2 protein-coding genes are annotated in these 1,753 nt (G+C 33.1%); both read left to right on the top strand.

The annotated features are described in order from the left end of the window. Window positions 1-184: 184 nt before the first annotated feature. Entirely contained in the window at window positions 185-610 is a 426-nt protein-coding gene (locus LOSG293_RS09745) for a thioredoxin family protein (protein ID WP_034529862.1), read from the top strand. A gap of 32 nt (window positions 611-642) precedes the next feature. Beyond that, entirely contained in the window at window positions 643-1,350 is a 708-nt protein-coding gene (locus LOSG293_RS09750) for a putative immunity/bacteriocin fusion bifunctional protein (RefSeq protein ID WP_034529865.1), read from the top strand. Window positions 1,351-1,753 lie beyond the last annotated feature (403 nt).

Here is a 1,753-nt window from a genome sequence, read left to right on the forward strand (position 1 = left end):
AGTAATCACTCCTTATAGCTGGTTGGAATTAACTACTACCATTGTAAGAGATTACTCTGGGCGTTTTTACTTTCGTTCGAATTAATTATAGAATTTGCCACAAACAAAATTAATTGTGATATTATGAGCATGTAGCATATATTGATTGTTTTAACATCGATTTTATGTGTTGAGGAGGCTTTTTATGAAAAAACGAAAAATAACAGTTTTAAGCAGTTTTTGCTTGTTCGTAATAGGAATCAGCCTCATGTTTTTACTTCCAAGTACAGTGCTCGCAAAGTCAGAAGGAAAAGTGGTGAATGTAAAATTAACCACCGCATTAAAATTGCTCAAACAAAAGAAAAGAAAGATAACGTATGTCCTCTATGCTTCTAGATACTGCATTCATTGTCAAAAAATGAAAAAGATTTACCGACAAGCTATTGCTAAGCATCCTAACAAGGAAATCTTTAAAGTCGATTTAGCTAACGAACCTAATTCTAGCTATAAAAAATTAAAGGGACTGCATGTAAATGCTATACCAACTTTAATAAAATACAATGGCACCCATGAGGTTACACGTTTAGTTGGAGAATCCAAAATTTCAGTAGTAGACAAGTTCTTACAATAAGGGTTCCTTAAAAATTAGAGGAGTTGTTGATTATGAGTAAGGCAAAACATTTTAAAAAAATATTTATCGGACTACTAATGTGCTCAGTTACTGTATTACTTGGCTCGTTCTTATTCCCAATTAATGGTTCGGCTAAAACTAGAGTTGGATCTTATTACCATAATTTAAATACAGAGCTTAAATATTCAAACTTGAGTGCAAAGGTTTCGTCTTTGAGCTCAAGCAATGCACAGCAAGATGTTTCTAATTTAAATAAAAGTGAGAAAATAAATAACTATTTAAATAATATAAAAAAACGTGGTTATACCAATGACCAAGACGCAGTCACACCATATAATTATCGTGCAACATCCTCAGTAGATCCTTCTATATCAACGGATGTTGTTTATAATGTTTACAAAAATAATGACAAAAATACTACAATATTAACTCAAACGGTTGTTGATAAGAGCAATAATAAGGTTGTAAGCTTCTCTGCTGAGCAAGGTACTACTAAGAGCACATCACCAAAAACCGAATTTTCCGCCTCAAACAATGAACTGAATCAAATTAATATTCTGGCGAAAAAAAAGACAAAGCATTTTAAATTTCATGGCAAAGAATTTTCATGCGGTATGGCTGGTGTGTTAGCTTGTGGTTCCTATTGTGCAGTTTGGGCTGCCGTAAATGGCATCGCAGGTTTAGCTTGCGCTGTCGTGTGTGGCGCTGCATCAGAAGGTGCATGTGCAATGAATCATTAATAAGAGGCAATTTTTATGAAAAAATATGAGAAAAATTTACTCTTTTACACGACTAAAAGTTTACCCATTTCGGGAATAATTGTTTCTGCAGGTGCTCTATTATATTTTGTTATTTATCAAAATAACTATACATGCGCAGCTGTTTTATATTCATTTATTCCGTTAATTGGCACTGTTCTAATTGCATTACCTTTCTGGATCCTTGTATATCGAATTAAGAAAGGTAATTCTCATTGATAAATAAAACCTATCTAAAGGGCAAATTCTATAATTAATCCGAACAAAAATAAAAAAAGGCCCAAAGCAATCTCTTACAATGGTAGTAGTTAATTCCAACCAGCTATAAGGAGTGATTACTTTGGGTACTTCTACTTTATCACGTTTTCAACGTGGTGCGCTAGCT

This window comes from Secundilactobacillus oryzae JCM 18671 (genome assembly GCF_000740055.1).
Classification (GTDB): domain Bacteria; phylum Bacillota; class Bacilli; order Lactobacillales; family Lactobacillaceae; genus Secundilactobacillus; species Secundilactobacillus oryzae.

Coding starts and splice junctions, on each gene's coding strand:
- LOSG293_RS09750 (WP_034529865.1), top strand. CDS start 643: ATGAGTAAGGCAAAACATTTTAAAAAAATATTTATCGGACTACTAATG.
- LOSG293_RS09745 (WP_034529862.1), top strand. CDS start 185: ATGAAAAAACGAAAAATAACAGTTTTAAGCAGTTTTTGCTTGTTCGTA.